We start from the raw sequence: 16,453 nt of genomic DNA, 5'->3' as shown, positions 1-16,453 counted from the left end.
TCTTTTACCTTGCGCCCGGTTTATTGGCGCGCAGGCCCCTGCTGGCATTCGGCGTGGCAGGGGCAGGTCACCAGATGATCGTTCACCATCCCCACCGCCTGCATGAAGGCGTAGCAGATGGTGCTGCCGACGAAGGTGAAGCCACGCTTCTTGAGCGCCTTCGACATGGCATCCGACTCCGCTGAGGTCGCCGGAATGTCGCCGTTGCCCTGGCGCTGGTTGACGATGGGGGCGCCGCCCACGAAGCCCCACAGATAATCGACAAAGTCGACGCCTTCGGCCTCCAGCGCCAGATAGGCGCGGGCATTTTTGATGATCGACTGCACCTTGAGCCGGTTGCGGATGATGCCGGTGTCCTGCATCAGCCGTTCCACATCCTGCTCGTCGAACTGCACGATGCGCACCGGATCAAAGTCCACATAGGCACGATGGTAGCTCTCGGTGCGCTTCAGGATGGTGATCCACGACAGCCCCGCCTGCTGGCCGTCGAGGCAGAGCTTGGCAAACAGCTCGCGGGCGTCATGGACCGGCCTTCCCCACTGTTTGTCATGGTATTCAATGTATTCCGGGTCTTTGGTCACCCAGGCGCAACGCAACTCCATTCCCTCTCTCCTGTCATTTCATCCAATCCCCGGGGTCGATGCCAACCCGGGCGCGGGAGTGCCGACAACCCCTCCCGCCCAGGCCCGGCGCAGCGCCATCACATTAATCCGCTGTAATTTCGCCTATTATCCGACCATGCCAGACGGTATACTCCTTCGGTTCACATTCAGCAAATCTTGCTCTGATTTCATTTCGCGCGAAAAAAATTATGCAAAAATTCGATGTCAAAACCTTTCAGGGCCTGATCCTGCAGCTGCAGGACTATTGGTCCCGCCAGGGCTGTACCATCATTCAGCCGCTGGATATGGAAGTGGGTGCCGGTACTTCTCACCCCATGACCTGCCTGCGCGCCCTGGGCCCCGAGCCCATCGCCTGCGCCTACGTGCAACCGTCCCGCCGTCCGACTGACGGCCGCTACGGTGAAAACCCGAACCGCCTGCAGCACTACTACCAGTTCCAGGTGATCATCAAGCCTTCCCCCGACAACATTCAGGAACTCTATCTGGGCTCCCTGAAAGAGCTGGGAATGGATCCCGAGATCCACGACATCCGCTTCGTGGAAGACAACTGGGAAAACCCGACCCTGGGTGCCTGGGGTCTGGGTTGGGAAGTGTGGCTGAACGGCATGGAAGTGACCCAGTTCACCTACTTCCAGCAGGTTGGCGGCCTCGAGTGCAAGCCGGTCACCGGCGAGATCACCTACGGTCTCGAGCGTCTGGCCATGTACATCCAGGGCGTGGACAGCGTCTACGATCTGGTCTGGTCTGACGGCCCGTTGGGCAAGACCACCTACGGCGACGTGTTCCACCAGAACGAAGTGGAGCAATCCACCTACAACTTCGAACACGCCGATGTGGAGTTCCTGTTCCACTGCTTCGAGCAGTACGAGAAGGAAGCCCAGAACCTGCTGGCACTGGAAAAACCGCTGCCGTTGCCTGCCTACGAGCGCATCCTCAAGGCAGCTCACTCCTTCAACCTGCTGGATGCCCGCAAGGCCATCTCGGTCACCGAGCGTCAGCGCTACATCCTGCGCATTCGCACCCTGACCAAGGCCGTGGCAGAGGCATACTACGCCTCCCGCGAAGCGCTGGGCTTCCCGATGTGCCAACGTGGCAGCAACGAGAACAAGCAAGGTTAAGGAACGGACATGGCACAACATACATTTCTGGTAGAGATCGGTACTGCTGAGCTGCCGCCCAAAGCCCTGCGCTCCCTGGCCGAAGCCTTTGCCGACAACTTCAAAGCCGAACTGACCAAGGCCGATCTGGCCTTTGGCGACGTCGAGTGGTTTGCCTCCCCGCGCCGTCTGGCGCTGAAGGTGAGCGAGCTGGCCGGCGAACAGCCGAGCAAGAGCGTCGAGAAGCGCGGCCCGGCCGTCGCCCAGGCGTTCGATGCCGAAGGCAAGCCGACCAAGGCCGCCGAAGGCTGGGCCCGTGGCAACGGCATCACAGTCGAGCAGGCCGAGCGTCTGGTCACCGACAAGGGCGAGTGGCTGGTTCACACCGCCAAGGTCGAAGGCCGTCCGGCCAAAGAGTTGTTGGGCGAACTGGTTGCCTCTGCTCTGGCCAAGCTGCCGATCCCGAAAATGATGCGCTGGGGCGACAAAACCATCCAGTTCGTGCGTCCGGTCTTCACCGTGACCCTGCTGCTGGATGGGGATCTGGTGCCCGCTCACATTCTGGGTATCGACTCTGCCCGCACCATCCGCGGTCACCGCTTCATGGGCGAGAGCGAATTCACCATCGACAACGCCAGCCAGTACCCGCAGATCCTGCAGGAGCGCGGCATGGTGATTGCCGACTTCATGGCGCGCAAGGCCAAGATCAAGGCTGACGCCGAAGCGGCCGCTGCCGCCTTCGGTGGCGTGGCCGATCTGGACGACGACCTGCTGGAAGAAGTCACCGCACTGGTCGAGTGGCCTGTGGTGCTGACCGCCAACTTCGAAGAGAAGTTCCTGGCCGTGCCGGCCGAAGCGCTGGTGCACACCATGAAGGGTGACCAGAAGTACTTCCCGGTCTACGACAAGAACGGCAAGCTGCTGCCGAAGTTCATCTTCGTCACCAACATCGAGTCCAAAGACCCGAGCCAGATCATCAGCGGCAACGAGAAGGTGGTTCGCCCCCGTCTCTCAGACGCCGAGTTCTTCTTCAAGACTGACCTCAAGCAGACTCTGGCCTCCCGCCTGCCGCGCCTTGAAACCGTGCTGTTCCAGCAACAGCTGGGCACCGTCAAGGCCAAGGTCGAGCGTATCGAGACCGTCGCCGGCTTTATCGCCGAGCGTATCGGCGCCGACGTGGCTCAGGCCAAGCGTGCCGGTCTGCTCTCCAAGTGTGATCTGATGACCAACATGGTCGGCGAGTTCACCGACACCCAGGGTGTCATGGGGATGCACTACGCCCGTCACGATGGCGAAGACGAAGCGGTCGCCGTGGCCCTCAACGAGCAGTACATGCCGCGCTTTGCCGGCGATGCCCTGCCGTCCGGTCTGGTTGCCTGCGCCGTCGCGCTGGCCGACAAGTTCGACACCCTGGCCGGTATCTTCGGCATCGGCATGCTGCCGAAGGGTGACAAGGACCCGTTCGCCCTGCGTCGCGCCGCCATCGGTGCCCTGCGCATCATGACCGAGAAGCAGCTGGATCTGGATCTGGTTGAACTGGTTGAAGAAGCGGTACGCGTCTACGGCGACAAGCTGACCAACAAGACCGTCGTCACCGACGTGGTCGACTTCATGCTGGGCCGCTTCCGCGCCGCCTATCAGGACGAAGGCATCGGTGCCGACGTGGTGCTGGCCGTACTGGCCCGCCGCCCGACCCGTCCGCTCGACTTCGATCGCCGCGTCAAGGCCGTCAGCCACTTCCGCTCTCTGGATGCCGCCCTGGCACTGGCTGCCGCCAACAAGCGCGTGAGCAACATTCTGGCCAAGGTCGAAGGCGAACTGCCGACTGCCGTCAAACCGGAACTGCTGGTCGATGCCGCCGAGAAGGCGCTGGCCACCCAGGTTGCCGAACTGCAAGCCGAACTGGCCCCGTTGTTCGCTGCCGGTGACTATCAGGCTGCCCTCACCCGTCTGGCCGCCCTGCGCGAGCCGGTCGACACCTTCTTCAACGAGGTGATGGTGATGGCCGACGACGAGGCTCTCAAGGCCAACCGTCTGGCACTGCTGAACAACCTGCGCAACCTGTTCCTGCAAGTGGCAGATATCTCCCTGCTGCAGTGATTCTGGTTGGGTAAGTAATATAAAAACGGCGCCGTTAAGGCGCCGTTTTTATTGTATTATTCTGTTTTTAGAGAAATTATTTTATTTATTTTTTAGGGGAGGCTACAAATTTTAAAAAATACCGTGCGCAATTTTAACGTGCAGGAGTAGATGAAAACAGAGCAATCCATCACCTCAAAAACTATTTACCGAGACCCACATCTAAAATAGATCTTAACTTGGCATTTCTATTTCCAGCCCCAACATAGTCTAACCAATATAAAAAGTTTTCAAGAAAAATATTATAATATTCCGCCCTAAAGTGTGGTGTTATTTTAGTTGTTGATGAGGTTTTCGCCGCCGAGATGGTAAGTTCTGTCTTTATTTCTACCATATTCATGTCTGCCGCTTTTATTTTATCTTCATTTATAACTATTTTTCCGTTCTGTTTTACTTGTCTAACGCTATGTTTATAGGCGTTTGCCAAGTCACCTAATTTAGACATTGAAGGATGTTCGTTTAGGATACGTCTTCTAAACTCATTTAACTGCACATATTCCACAAGCTCGTCATAGTTATCAAAATAAATATAATCAATAACATTGTTCATTGACTCAACTGCGTTAACAAAATACCTGAATACATCCATATCAAACTCACTCGCATCGGTTAGCCTGTCTCGAGTATAATACTGATTAAAGTCCCTTCCATTAGGGAGTACGATATAACCTATATATTCAACGTGATTACTAAAACATCCAAGCATATAAACTAACACCTAATTAATTACAAGCTGTTTAATTATATAGAAGATCTCACTTATAAATTGAGTGAGATCTCACGAAACCCGTATATTCAATTAGTCTGTAGGTTCGATTAGCCGTCAGGAGTAATCGGACTTTCGCGTAAATGGATTCCCCCCTCATAACGGCCAACCGAATTTTCCAATTTTCTGGCCACCAGCTGATTGGCAGGAATAGGTGGAAAAACAGCATATCAGTCATCCGACTGATAACTCGCTAATCTGACCCATGACGCCTTTGCCAGCAAAGTGGATAGATTCCGGGATCCACATCCTTTGCTACCAATATATTTCTCATATATCTCTTTACGAGATAATAAAACATCCCTCATATGGATACTTACTACAAACATTAATTAACGTACCATATCAAATGTTTTATTATGCATAGGAGATTAACATGAAATATTTAGCCAGCGCACTACTACTCGTACCTAGTTTGTCATTCGCAGGGACAGCAATAATTCCAGATTTTTACACCTTGGAGCAAGTAGGTCAGACATGTATCAAGATATCAAATGTTTCTGGAGAGCCCGCTCAAGTATCAGTCAAGATATATGGTAAAAATGGTGAGAATTTTAATGGTACTTTTGTTCCTTGGAATATTATCCCGAGCCTCAATACTCCATTTGTTCTAGAACCAAGAAAAACTGCTCATTTCTGCCTTCGCGATGCACAAAAAATAACACCGGGTTATGGTGTGATTGATAGTCAACCTCTCGATGGTTCTACAGGGCAAGTATTTGTGGTGGCTAGTGGATACTATGGTAGTGCGTCAAAAGACTACAGCATGGGGTTCTTGATTCCCATCAATGGAGGCCTTCCATTCTAATCGCCATAACGGCCAGCCGAATTTCCCCCTCCGGCTGGCCAACCCCGACTCACGGCAACAACCGCAATCAAAGCCTCTCGTTCGTTCGATGACGTTGCGCTAATCGAACCTACGATTCCTGTGCCAACGCGGCGACAATCTTTTCCACGCTCTGGGCGACCGACAGGGTGGCGCTATCCAGCACCAGACGCTCACTCTCCCAGAGTTGATAGTCGCGATCGATCACCGCCTGCCAATCCGGCAATGCCAGCCCCTCGATATCCACCGTCCGGTTTTCGACCCGCTCGCGGTACAGCTTCGGATTGGAGCAGACGACCTCTACATCGAGACAGGGCACCCCGACCGAGCGGGCGATGTCGTGGTAAGCATCCCGAGTGAGCTGGATGGGGTTAACGGAATCCGTGATGACGGTCGAGCCAAGTGTCAGGTTTTCTCTGGCCAACCCATAGGCAACGAAATAACCGGCGGGTCCCATCTCGTTATCCGCCTGCTCAGCGGCACGAATGGCCTGCTCTATGGTATCGATGCGCAGGTAGACGGCCCTCAACCGCCGGGCCAGGGCCCGTGCTATGGTGCTTTTCCCGCTGCCCGGCAAACCACTGAAGATGATCAGCATGTTCCATTCCCTTGATAAAAGAAGAATCCGAGCCATAGGGTATCGGATTGCCATCGCGCCTACAGCGTCTTAGTTCAGGGCTGCACGGGATATGCCCGCCAGTGGCTTCTCTTGCTCGACAGCCATCATCGAATACGCGTGAATATAAGCCTGCCTCTCTACCGATCATCCAAATTCATATGCAGGCTGGCTGATGGATAGCAATAACCACAAAAGATATTTGGTACGCCCCATTTCTTCTTGTTGTGCCTCATTAATGAAGCTGTTATTTATGCCAAGACATACCTAAAAATAAACAACGCAGCATTAAAATGGCGTTATTTTATATATCTAGTCATCTTTCATATCACCGTGATGATGAAAAATTATGACATCCACATTCAAAAGAAAACCGTTTAAAATCAATTGCTTACTTTCAATTTAAAATATAAAACCCAAACAATGCACTTGCAAAGTAATATATGAAATCAATATCAGACTTATCAGAATTAAATAGGCATGGCCTTTTCAACCTCTCCATTTTAATTTCCGCCATTCACCTGAAACACACAGATGGAGATGTGTAGAATGATCATAAAAAAGCAGTTCGTTATGTTGGCCGCCTTGTCCACCCTGATGTGCTCTACCAGTGCCTTGGCCACTTACCGGGTCGACGTGCAGTGTCTTGACCAGGTCATGTTGACCGATGTCCATGCCGGTTATATCAAATCGGCCAGTGGCGGCCCCGACGCGGGCAATGCGGTGGTCATCTCATGGGAAAAGAATTATGAGCAGGGCAGCACGAGCTTCCATGTCTTCAAGAACCTGAATGATTACCCCGGCAGGGGCATGTTCGAGATGGCCTTGCTGGCGCTGGAACGCGGCCTGCCGGTCAGCGCCTGGGGCAATGATGCCCAGTGCTCCGGCGGGATTCATCAGCTGAAGATCACCCGCAGCTTCAACCCCTAATCCTGCCGGCCTACCGGCGTACAGGCTGGTGCAATAAATGGAGTGAACACCAAGCCGGGCCAGTCAGCTGCGCCCGGCTTAAACAACCCGCGCGACCGTCGCTTGCCTTGCGCTGCAACATGCGAGGATAGGGTCGCCAGGTATCTCCCCCGTTCACGCCACATCTGCCCCATCGACACATCTGACCCGACCACCACCCGGATAGCCAGTCCGCCGATTTAGTCATATCTTGTCAGGGCGGCTCTGCCAGGGTGACAGGGCCCCTTCACGAGGTGCAACGATGAAACGAGCAATTCAGGCCGCCCTGCTGGCCGTCACCATGGCCGCCGCCGGTGCGCAGGCCGCCGACAAGATCACCACGGTCCCGGTGCAGTTTGCCAAGGGGGCCCACAGCGCCCAGCTCAAGGGCAGCTTCGCGGGCTACGACACCATCCATTACACCCTGGTGGCCAAGGCGGGCCAGACCATGACGGTCAAGATTGGCGGCAGCAGCAACGCCAACTTCAACGTCTTCGCCCCCGGTGCCCAGCCCGGTCAGGCCGAAGCTCTGGGCCGCAACGATGGCGATGGCCAGTGGCAAGGCGCCCTGCCCGCCTCCGGCAAGTACCTGATCCAGGTCTATCAGATGCGCGCCTCCGCCCGCCGTGGCGAGCAGGTCCCCCACACCCTCTCGGTCAGCATCCAGTAAGCCCCGCCAACGCGATGCCCGAGCAACCACCGTCATGCCCTCCTCCCGGGCTGGGCATGACGGCGGCCTGCTGGTAGGGTGGAGCCATCAATTAATCAACGACCGAGACACTATGCAACGCAAGACCCTGACCCTGCTGCTGGCCAGCCATCTGCTGGTGGGCGCCGCCGGCTTTGCGGCCGGCATCTATGCCCTGCCGATCCTGATCGCCCCGCCCGCCCCCGCCAACGAGCAGGTTGCCGCCCGGCAGGCTCAGGCCAGCTTTCACGGCACCTTTCGCCGGGATCTGCAAGACAGCGACCGGCTGCACTGGGGCGAAGGGCAGGTCAGCATAGGGCCCGATGCCATCAGCCTGATGGGCAGGCTGGCGCCTGGCCCCGACTACCAGCTCTACCTGTCGCCCACCTTCGTCGAGACCGAGGCCGACTTTGCCCGCCAGAAGGAGAAGATGGTGAAGATCGGGCCGGTGAAGACTTTCGACAACTTTATCGTCCCCCTGCCTGCCGATGTGAACCCGGCCGACTATGACAGCGTGATCATCTGGTGCGAGACCTTCGGCCAGTTCATCACCGCCGCCCGCTACCGCTAACCATGCGGTCGGTTGCCGGCCCCCATAAAAAAACGGCGCCGCAAGGCGCCATTTCGTCTCAGTCTGCTGCATCAGCCCGGCGGAAAATGGCCACCAATGCTGATTACGATGACCTGCTGCAGGGTGCTGTTGATGGTAAAGGCGACCCTGTGCTCCTGACTGAGGCGGATCGTGTAGATCCCCTTGTGCTTGCCGCCCAGCTGTTCGTAATGCATGTCGCCCACCTTGTCGGCGGCGTTCTTGGGGTCCGTGCCTCGCACTATCTCCCGTCGCCACTCGTGGTACTTGCTCATGGCCGACGCCGTCACGGCTACGTGCTTGTCCTTGTTGTAGAGGATGCGAGGTTGCGAATCATCGATAGTCCATGCCATAGCCAGCTCCTATTTTTGGCTCCAAAAAGAACCAAACTATAGTGCACACCAGCCAGCCGGCCAGCCCGCCCAACCCCAACCTGTCTGTCTGAGTCACAATCTGGCATGCAAAACGGCGCCATCAGGCGCCGTTTTTTGTCGCAGCCTGCCGCGGCAGACCGGGGGGAATTCAGCCCCTTCAGCCGGTATAGACCGGCAGCAGGCCCGCCATGTTGAGCAGGTGGAAGGCGGCGGTCAGCACCCCGAACAGGAAGACGCCGACGATCATCGGCATGCCACCCGGTGCGCGGAAACCCTCGTCCTTGCCCTCCTGCTTGCCGGCGCGCACCTTCCAGGCCAGCAGGGCCGGGATGATGCAGGTCCACAGGGTGGCCACGGCGCCCGCGTAGCCGATGGCCATCAGGAAGCCGAACGGGAACAGCAGGGAGAGCAGCAGCGGCGGCAGGAAGGTGGCGGCCCACGACTTGGCGCGGCCCTGGCGGCTGTTGTCGAACTTGAACAGATCCGCCAGATAGTCGAACACCCCCAGCCCCACTCCGATGAAGGAGGAGAGGATGGCGGCCATGGAGAAGGCGTTGAGGGCGCTGGCGACCGCCTCGGATTCGATCACCGAGGCCAGCGCCTTGAGCAGCACGTCGACGTTGCCGCCCTGCGCCACCACGGGCCCGAACTCGCTGCGCGGCAGGTTGCCGAACACGCTCACCAGCCAGATGAGGTAGAACAGCAGCGCGATGGCAGTGCCGCCGAGGATGGCGTAGCGGGCGCGGCGCTCTTCACCGTAGTAGGCGCGCATGGAAGAGACTGAGTGGTGATAGCCGAACGAGGTGAGCGCCACCGGCAACATGGCCAGCGCATAGGGAGCATAACTGGCGTGCTGGCTCAGGGTGTCGAACAGCAGGGTCGGCTTGATGTTGATGGAGAGCCCGGAGATGCCGAACACGAAGCTGAGTCCCATGGCGATGACCAGCACTACTGAGATGCGATCCACCGCCCGGGTGGAGTGCCACACCAGGCCGGAGAAGCCCAGGGTAAACAGGATGGAAGCCCACTGACTGCCGATGCCGGTCATGCCGTCTATGATGAGGCCGGCCGAGGTGATGTAGGCGTAGAGCAGGATGCCGCCGACGAAATAGACGGTGAGGTTGTTGAAGGCGTTGACCTTCTCCCCCAGCAGCTCACGGGTGACGGTATCGAACGACACGCGCAGCGGATAGCCCTGATAGGACTCCAGCAGCATCCAGCCGGAGACTGTCATCACTATCATGGTCAGGGTGATGGCCAGTACCGACCAGAGGGTCCAGGCACCCGCCCCCGCACTCGGCAAACCCAGCATGCCAGCCCCGACACAGACGCCGGCAATGATGCATGCCCCGCCTACCAACGATGGTTTCTGTCCCATTTACTTCTCCAAAGACGATTGTGGATCTGATCGCGACCGCGGACCGTTGCATTTGCTACGCCGGTTGTCATGGTAGATCGCGCTCATCTAGGTGCCGGCGCCCGGCGCTGACTGCTTCGAAGGGGAAGCGAGATGCGCTCAGGGCTGACTGCCGGTCCGGCACGGCTGCAGAGCCGCCATGTCGGGGAAGGGACTTTACCCTGCTCCCCCTCAGGTATCAAATTCGGGTGCATTTTTCAGGCAGCCCAGCCCCCCTGGGCAGGCCGCCTTTGACCGGCGTGTCGGTATTCAATGGGTCAACTGCGGCAGCAGTTGCAGCAGCTGAGCCCGCACCTCGAGCGGTGTCTGGCTGACCCAGATCCCCAGCAGGCCATAACAAAGTAGTGGCAACACCAGCAGCAACAGGCAGAGCAGCCCCAGCAAACGTGGAGGGCTGAGCCGACGCCGTGGCGTGCCCAAATGCAGCGCATCGGCCCGCTTGGGGCAGGCGGCCACGCAGCTCAGGCAGCTGGTGCACTCGAGGCTGCGCACCGCGATGAGCTGGTGCACCTGGATGCGCGACGGGCAGGCCCGGCTGCACTTGTCGCAGTCGTGGCCCGCGCTGCGCAGGCAGCGAGCCGGGTCGCGGCGGATGCGCAGCACCGTCAATAGGCCGAGCAGGGCGAGCCAGGCGCCATAGGGGCAGAGGTAGCGGCAAAACCCCTGGCGGAAGGTGGCGGTGAGCAGCAGCACCCAGCCAAGGCAGAGGCCCGAGATCAGGGTCAGGTTGAAGAAGAAGGCCCCCATCTTCATGTCCGCCGCCTGATGGTAGGGGCTGGTGAAGTAGCCGGGCAGGGCGGCGTCTGGCACCGCCATCAGCACGATAAACAGCAGGAATGCGAGCACCAGAAACTTCTGGCCGCGCAATACGACATCGAGGCAGCGCGGCGGCGTCCACTCCCCCGGCAACAGGCGACTGCGCAGGCCGTGCAGCCACTCCCCCACCAGCCCGAGCGGGCAGAACCAGGCGCAGAACGCCCGCCCCAGCAGCAGGGCCGACAGCGAGAGCACCAGCACGGTGACGGTGGCCGCCGGATGGTGCGGATCCACCAGCCCCTGCCCGAGCCAGGCCCGCAGCCCGAGCCCGCCGGCGATGGGCAGGAAGCCGTCCACCACGTCAGGGCGCACCAGCCAGGGGCTAATTCCCTGCCCCAGCTGCCAGACATGCAGGCCGTACTGCAGCGTCACCAGCCCCCAGCAAAGCAACAGCAGCTGGCGCGTGCGCGCCCGCAGCCACTGGCTGTCGAGCGCCTCGAAGGCGGGCAGCGGCCGCCGCTGGTGCCAGAGGGCAAGCCCGGCAGCCACCAGCCCCAAGCCGAACCAGAGCAGACTGTCCGCCGCCAGCAACCAGAGCATGAGCAGCAGGCCGAGGGCAAGACGCCACTGCCAGCCCGATCGCGCCTGCCATGCCAGCAGCACCAGATAGGCCAGGCCGGCGGCCATGGTCACGGCTTCGATCACGCTCATGTTTCCCTCACTGCCTCATCCACCACTGGCGGCAAGGATAACGGACATCTGAGTTGACTATTTTGATCTGCATGGGCAGAGAGGGACATTTGCGCCCAATGCCCCTCCCCATGGTTGAACCTTATGCCTTGCGGCTGTTGAACAGCGGCTGGTCGGATTCGGCCTGCTCGGCCCAGAAGTGGATGTTGAAGCGGGCATCCTCCGACAGCTCGACCCTGTGCCAGTACTGGGGCGGGCTGGTGGCAAACTCCCCGGCTCGGATCACCAGGCTCACCTCCGGCTCCTCGGCCTGCTCGTCGGCAAAGCCGTGATAGGTGACGGCCCCCGCCATCACGCAGAGCTGGCCGAACACCCCGGCCGCGGTGTTGTGGTGGCTCAAGAGCGCCGCGGGCACGTTGTCACGGGTAAAGAAGGGGGTGGAGCGGCGCACCACCCAGTGAGACGGAATCAGTTGCATGGACATAGAAGTTCTCCTCGCTTCGGCCGGGTCGACCCGGCCGGTGCAATCAATGACATCAACGGGGCAACTGGCGCAGCAGCGGGAAGGCGGCGCTCATCTGATCCCCACCCACCACGAAGCCGCACAGCTCGCCGACTTGGTCGCGGGCCTCGGCCACCATGCCCTGGCGGTTCCAGCGGCACTGCCAGGCGAGATCCTCCCCCAGAGTGCGGCCGGCCAGCTGCAGCGGGTAGTGCGGCGTCTTCACCTTCACCAGCATGGGGGGCAGAGACAGCGCGGTCGGCGTGCCGAGCAGGGTCTTGGCCAGGGCATTGGCCCCCAACAGGATGGGTTGCAGGAAGGGGAGCAAGCGCCCCTGCCACTCGGCGCAATCCCCCAGGGCGAAGATATGGGGGTCGCTGGTCTGCAGCCGATCGTCGACCCGGATGCCACGCCCCACTGCCAGCCCGGCTTGCCGGGCCAGGGCCAGATTCGGCCGAAGGCCGATCGCGGCGATCACCAGATCCTGCTCGCAGGTGCGGCCGTCGGTCAGGGTGACGCGCCAACCATCGCCGGGCTGGGCGTCGATCCTGGCAAGACCTGTCCCGAATTGCAGGCTGACCCCCTGGCTGCGCAGCGCCTGCTGCAGCGGCTGGGTCAGGGCGGCGGGCAACAGGGCGCGGAGCGGGCTGTCGGCCAGATCCACCAGCGTCACCTCCTTGCCCGCGCTCGCCATGTCCATCGCCAGCTCGCAGCCAATCAACCCCGCCCCCAGCACCAGGATGCGACGCGCCTGGCATAGCTGCGCCTCGATGGCGGCATACTCCTGCTGGCTGTTGAGGGTGACCAGGGATTCGCTGCCCGGCAGATCGGGCCGCGCCGCACTGGCCCCGGTGGCCAGCACCAGCTTGCCGTAGGGGAATTCCCCTCGCTCGGTCAGCACCAACCGCCGGGCAGGGTCGATGCCATGCACCGGGCAGTGGGGCAGCAGCGCGATGCGCTGCTGCTCGGCAAAGTCGCTGCCGCTCTGGCGGGTCATGGCCGCAGCGGCACAGCCCCGGCTCACCACGTGGCTCAAGTCCGGCTTGTTGTACTCGTCGCCGCCGTCGGCGGTGATGAGGCGGATGGGCTGCTCGGCGTCCAGCTTGCGCAGGCTCTTGACCAGCTGCTGGGCGGCAAAGCCGCTGCCGATCACCACTATCTCGTCACTGCTGGGGACGGCGCTCATACGCAGGCCTCCACGGCGCAGGGTTCGAACACCTCCTTGCCGATGCCGCAGCCGGGGCAGAGGAAACTTTCCGGCACCTGGGCCCAGGGTGTGCCCGGCGCCACCAGCTGATCCGGCTCGCCCTGGGCCGGGTCGTAGACCCACTGGCAGACGGTGCAGAGCATGGCCTGGTCGTCGTCCCATTCAGCCGCCGGGGCGGCTTGCGGCGCCGCAGTCACGGCCGCAGGCATCAGGGGAGCAGTTGTCACCTGGGTTGTGGTGATCGGACGGTGCGCCGCCAGCGGGTGCAGCGCCCACTGACGGGCGAGCTGGCGGCCGTGCTCGCGGCACTCGGCCAGCGCCGAGCCATCCGGACGCCACTTGGCCTTGAGGGAGAGGCTGATGTCGAAGCCTGCATCCATCAACCGGGTCTGGATCCGGTCCACCGCGCCGCCGGTCCAGCCGTAGCTGCCGAAGGCCGAGGCGCGCTTGTTGCGAAAACGCAGGCCGGTGATCTCCTCCAGCATGCCCGCCACCTTGGGCATCATGACGTTGTTCATGGTGGAGGAGCCCACCAGTATCCCCTTGGAGCGGAACACCTGGGTCAGGATCTCGTTCTTGTCGTGGCGGGCCACGTTGTAGATCTTGACCGCGACCCCGGGGTCCACCTCGTGGATGCCCTGGGCGATGGCGTCGGCCATCATACGGGTGTTGTTGGACATGGAGTCGTAGAACAGGGTGATGCGATCTTCCTGATAGTGGTCGGCCCACTCCAGGTATTTCAGGATGATCTGGGTGGGGTCCTCGCGCCAGACGATGCCGTGGGAGGTGGCCACCATGCTCACCGGCAGGTTGAAGCCGAGCACTTCCTTGATCTTGGCGGTCACCAGGGGGCTGAAGGGGGTGAGGATGTTGGCGTAGTAGCGCTGGCACTGCTCCATCAACTCGGTCTGATCCACCTCGTCGTTGAACAGGTGCTCGTCGCAGTAGTGCTGGCCGAAGGCGTCGTTGGAGAAGAGCACCGCATCCTCTGTCATATAGGTCATCATGCTGTCGGGCCAGTGCAGCATGGGGGTCTCGATAAATACCAGCTGCTTGCCGTTGCCGATGTCCAGGCTGTCCCCTGTCTTGACCGGGTGGAAGTTCCACTCCGGGTGGTGATGGTGGCCTGTGATGGAGTCGATGGCGTTGTGGGTGCAGTAGATGGGGGTGCCGGGGATGCGAGCCATCAGCTCGGTCAGGGCGCCGGCGTGATCCTCCTCGGCGTGGTTGATCACCACATAGTCGATGGCGGCGAGATCGATCTCGGCCGCCAGGTTCTGCACAAACTCGCGGCTGAACTTGTGATCGACGGTGTCGATCAGCACGTTCTTCCCTTCGCGGATGAGGTAGCTGTTGTAGCTGGTGCCCTTGTGGGTCTTGTACTCGGTGCCGTGGAAGTCGCGTACCTCCCAGTCCCGTTGGCCGACCCAGTGGATGTTGTTCTTGACGTGAATGCTCATCAGGCAGTTCCTCGAATGCAATAGTGTATGTTCGACTGAACCAGCTATTGCAGCGGACGTGCCAATATGTAACTTGTTGTTTTTAATAGATACACACATCTATCATTGTCATTTAGACAGCCTCTCTTTATAGTCAAAATCACAAACACACTGTCATTTGGACAATCATCGTGATCTCAACCGACAGCCTGGCGCGCATCGCCCTCGACCTGCAACTCGGCATCTCCCATCAGGACCGCTTCCACCGCCTGATCCAGAGCGTGCGCAGCCTGCTGAACTCGGATGCCTCGGCCCTGCTGCGCTACGAGGGGGGCCAGTTCATCCCGCTGGCTATCGACGGCCTGATGCAGGACGTGCTGGGGCGCCGCTTCACCCTCAAGGATCACCCGCGCATGGAGGCCATCGCCCGCGCCGGCGACGTGGTGCGCTTCCCCGCCGACAGCAGCCTGCCCGACCCCTATGACGGCCTGCTGCCGGATCACGACGACTTCAAGGTGCACGCCTGTGTCGGCCTGCCGCTGTTCTCGGATCAGGCGCTGATCGGCGCGCTGACCATAGACGGCATGAACCCGACCCAATTCGACGGCATCAGCGACGAGGAGCTGCGGCTGGTGGGCGCCCTGGCCGCCGCCGCCCTCAACAACGCGCTGCTGCTGGAGCGGCTCGCCCGCCAGAGCAGCGAACCGCTGGTCCCCGGCACCCGGCCCGGCCCTGAGCAGCCGGAGATGATCGGCCAGTCCCCCGCCATGGCCCGGCTGCGCCACGAGATCGAGGTGGTGGCCAGCTCGGAGCTGAACGTGCTGATCCTGGGGGAGACCGGGGTCGGCAAGGAGCTGATCGCCAAGGCGGTGCATCGCGGTTCCCAGCGCGCCAAAGCCCCGCTGGTCTACCTCAACTGCGCAGCCCTGCCGGAGTCGGTGGCCGAAAGCGAGCTGTTCGGCCACGTGAAGGGGGCCTTTACCGGCGCCATCCACAACCGGGCGGGCAAGTTCGAGTTGGCGGATCAGGGCACCCTGTTCCTCGACGAGATCGGCGAGCTCTCCCTGCCGCTGCAGGCCAAGCTGCTGCGGGTGCTGCAATACGGCGATCTGCAGCGGATCGGCGACGATACCCCGCTCAAGGTGAACGTGCGCATCCTGGCGGCCACCAACCGGGATCTGAAGCAGGCGGTGGTCGAGGGGCAGTTCCGGGCCGACCTCTACCACCGGCTGAGCGTGTTCCCGATCCACGCCCCGGCGCTGCGCGAGCGCCCCGGCGACATTCCCCTGCTGGCCGGTTATTTTTGCGAGCGCTGCCGGCTCAGCCTGGGGCTGGAGCGGCTGCGCATCCAGCCACAAGCGCTGCAACTGCTCGAGCGCCACGACTGGCCCGGCAACGTGCGCGAGCTGGAGCATGCCATCCACCGCGCCGCCGTGCTGGCGCGGGCCGAACAGGGCAGCCAGGCCCCAACTCTCGCCAGCCATCACTTCAACCTGGCGGCCTGCCCCCTGCCCCCCTCCACCAGCCCCACCATCGCGCCGATGACCCCCTTGCCCGGCTGCCTTGGCCTGCGCGCCGCCACCGACGCCTTCCAGCTCGCGCTGATCGAGCAGACCCTGGCCGCCCATGACGGCAACTGGGCCGCCACCGCCCGTACGTTGGAGCTCGATAGCGGCAACCTGCACCGCCTCGCCAAGCGGCTCGGCCTCAAGGCCTGAGGCGCCCATTCAGGGCCATCAAACAAAAACCCCCTCGCTGGCGAGGGGGTTTGCATAC

The 16,453-nt window shown here is 60.7% G+C and carries 16 protein-coding genes; 7 read left to right on the top strand and 9 right to left on the bottom strand.

The genetic code is table 11. The features are described 5' to 3' along the window. Positions 1–20: 20 nt before the first annotated feature. Positions 21–602, bottom strand: a complete 582-nt coding sequence (locus AB5Y81_RS09595) for a DNA-3-methyladenine glycosylase I (protein WP_279485056.1) — start codon at positions 600–602, stop codon at positions 21–23. 209 nt (positions 603–811) lie between these two features. On the opposite strand from AB5Y81_RS09595, the gene glyQ reads away from it, so the two are divergent. Beyond that, on the top strand, positions 812–1,741 hold the full coding sequence (gene glyQ / locus AB5Y81_RS09590) for a glycine--tRNA ligase subunit alpha (RefSeq protein ID WP_010672400.1): 930 nt from the start codon (positions 812–814) through the stop codon (positions 1,739–1,741). 9 nt (positions 1,742–1,750) lie between these two features. Further along, positions 1,751–3,820, top strand: coding sequence for a glycine--tRNA ligase subunit beta (glyS, locus tag AB5Y81_RS09585; protein WP_279485057.1), 2,070 nt, complete (start codon positions 1,751–1,753; stop codon positions 3,818–3,820). A 181-nt stretch (positions 3,821–4,001) separates the two neighbouring features. Here glyS and AB5Y81_RS09580 read toward each other — a convergent pair whose 3' ends face one another. Continuing rightward, positions 4,002–4,448: a hypothetical protein gene (locus AB5Y81_RS09580; RefSeq protein WP_201882988.1), complete on the bottom strand. Its 447-nt coding sequence runs from the start codon at positions 4,446–4,448 to the stop codon at positions 4,002–4,004. 553 nt (positions 4,449–5,001) lie between these two features. Between AB5Y81_RS09580 and AB5Y81_RS09575 the strand changes: the two genes are divergently transcribed. Next, a complete protein-coding gene (locus AB5Y81_RS09575; protein WP_139392397.1) occupies positions 5,002–5,433 on the top strand; it encodes a hypothetical protein in 432 nt (143 codons plus the stop codon). Between the two features lie 109 nt (positions 5,434–5,542). Here the strand turns inward: AB5Y81_RS09575 and AB5Y81_RS09570 are convergent, their stop codons facing one another. Further along, entirely contained in the window at positions 5,543–6,049 is a 507-nt protein-coding gene (locus tag AB5Y81_RS09570) for an AAA family ATPase (RefSeq protein ID WP_042051277.1), read from the bottom strand. Between the two features lie 567 nt (positions 6,050–6,616). Between AB5Y81_RS09570 and AB5Y81_RS09565 the strand changes: the two genes are divergently transcribed. The 3 genes from AB5Y81_RS09565 (at position 6,617) to AB5Y81_RS09555 (ending at position 8,274) form a co-directional block, all read left to right on the top strand. Then, positions 6,617–6,997: a hypothetical protein gene (locus AB5Y81_RS09565; protein WP_005307389.1), complete on the top strand. Its 381-nt coding sequence runs from the start codon at positions 6,617–6,619 to the stop codon at positions 6,995–6,997. A 280-nt stretch (positions 6,998–7,277) separates the two neighbouring features. Further along, entirely contained in the window at positions 7,278–7,685 is a 408-nt protein-coding gene (locus AB5Y81_RS09560; protein ID WP_005307387.1) for a hypothetical protein, read from the top strand. Positions 7,686–7,797: 112 nt separating this feature from the next. Continuing rightward, positions 7,798–8,274: a DM13 domain-containing protein gene (locus tag AB5Y81_RS09555; protein ID WP_017788494.1), complete on the top strand. Its 477-nt coding sequence runs from the start codon at positions 7,798–7,800 to the stop codon at positions 8,272–8,274. A 71-nt stretch (positions 8,275–8,345) separates the two neighbouring features. Here AB5Y81_RS09555 and AB5Y81_RS09550 read toward each other — a convergent pair whose 3' ends face one another. The 6 genes from AB5Y81_RS09550 to norV form a co-directional block, all read right to left on the bottom strand. Further along, the gene (locus tag AB5Y81_RS09550) at positions 8,346–8,645 is read right to left on the bottom strand and encodes a hypothetical protein (protein ID WP_279485058.1); all 300 of its coding nucleotides are present in this window, start codon (positions 8,643–8,645) and stop codon (positions 8,346–8,348) included. Between the two features lie 178 nt (positions 8,646–8,823). Continuing rightward, positions 8,824–10,044: an aromatic amino acid transporter gene (locus AB5Y81_RS09545; RefSeq protein WP_005307366.1), complete on the bottom strand. Its 1,221-nt coding sequence runs from the start codon at positions 10,042–10,044 to the stop codon at positions 8,824–8,826. A gap of 288 nt (positions 10,045–10,332) precedes the next feature. Then, positions 10,333–11,550, bottom strand: coding sequence for a 4Fe-4S binding protein (locus AB5Y81_RS09540; RefSeq protein WP_279485059.1), 1,218 nt, complete (start codon positions 11,548–11,550; stop codon positions 10,333–10,335). Positions 11,551–11,671: 121 nt separating this feature from the next. After that, positions 11,672–12,013, bottom strand: coding sequence for a DUF1971 domain-containing protein (locus AB5Y81_RS09535; RefSeq protein WP_017780588.1), 342 nt, complete (start codon positions 12,011–12,013; stop codon positions 11,672–11,674). Positions 12,014–12,065: 52 nt separating this feature from the next. Beyond that, positions 12,066–13,217, bottom strand: coding sequence for an NADH:flavorubredoxin reductase NorW (gene norW / locus AB5Y81_RS09530; RefSeq protein WP_279485060.1), 1,152 nt, complete (start codon positions 13,215–13,217; stop codon positions 12,066–12,068). Next, positions 13,214–14,698 (bottom strand): anaerobic nitric oxide reductase flavorubredoxin, encoded by a 1,485-nt coding sequence (gene norV, locus AB5Y81_RS09525; RefSeq protein ID WP_017780586.1) that lies wholly within the window; start codon positions 14,696–14,698, stop codon positions 13,214–13,216. The genes norW and norV overlap by 4 nt, the downstream gene beginning before the upstream one ends. Before the next feature lie 170 nt (positions 14,699–14,868). Between norV and norR the strand changes: the two genes are divergently transcribed. Next, complete coding sequence (norR, locus tag AB5Y81_RS09520) at positions 14,869–16,395, top strand: nitric oxide reductase transcriptional regulator NorR (protein WP_279485061.1); 1,527 nt, start codon at positions 14,869–14,871, stop codon at positions 16,393–16,395. The last annotated feature ends 58 nt before the right edge of the window (positions 16,396–16,453 follow it).

It is taken from the genome of Aeromonas sp. s2 (assembly GCF_040907935.1).
GTDB classification, from domain to species: domain Bacteria; phylum Pseudomonadota; class Gammaproteobacteria; order Enterobacterales; family Aeromonadaceae; genus Aeromonas; species Aeromonas dhakensis.
The sequence above is the reverse complement of the archived record's forward strand: the minus strand, read 5'-3'. Positions and strand labels throughout refer to the sequence as shown.